The 463-nt window shown below is 34.3% G+C and carries 1 protein-coding gene; it reads right to left on the bottom strand.

Annotated elements, in window-relative coordinates:
• The coding region (locus O212_RS0115810; protein ID WP_024616014.1) for a rubredoxin-like domain-containing protein at positions 1-389 on the bottom strand (389 nt) is incomplete at its 3' end.
• Positions 390-463 lie beyond the last annotated feature (74 nt).

Genomic DNA, 463 nt, shown 5'->3' with positions numbered 1-463 from the left:
GCATCTACTCTTGCTTGTAAGTTTTTCTTTGTATCTGCTTCTAATACTTCTCCTAAAAGTTCAGCGAATTTTGCAGCGTGTTCTGCTTCTTCAAATGCAGCTCTCTTATAGATTTCTGCTACTTCTGGGAATCCTTCTCTATCTGCTTGTCTTGACATTGCAAGATACATTCCAACTTCTGTACATTCTCCCATGAAGTTTGCTCTTAATCCTTCTACTATTCTTTCATCTACTCCTTTAGCAACTCCGATTCTATGTTCGTCAGCCCATGCTAAATCTGATGATTGTTCTTTAAATTTATCTGCTCCTACTCCACATACTGGGCACTTTTCTGGTGCAGCTTCTCCTTCATAAACATATCCACATACTGTACATACAAATTTTTTCATATCTTATCTCTCCTCTTTTTTAACACACATTTTTTATTTTAAAATTTTCATTTATAAATCTTAATTACTTTTTT

The organism is Clostridium sp. Ade.TY, assembly GCF_000498355.1.
Lineage (GTDB): Bacteria > Bacillota > Clostridia > Clostridiales > Clostridiaceae > Clostridium.
The sequence above is the reverse complement of the archived record's forward strand: the minus strand, read 5'-3'. Positions and strand labels throughout refer to the sequence as shown.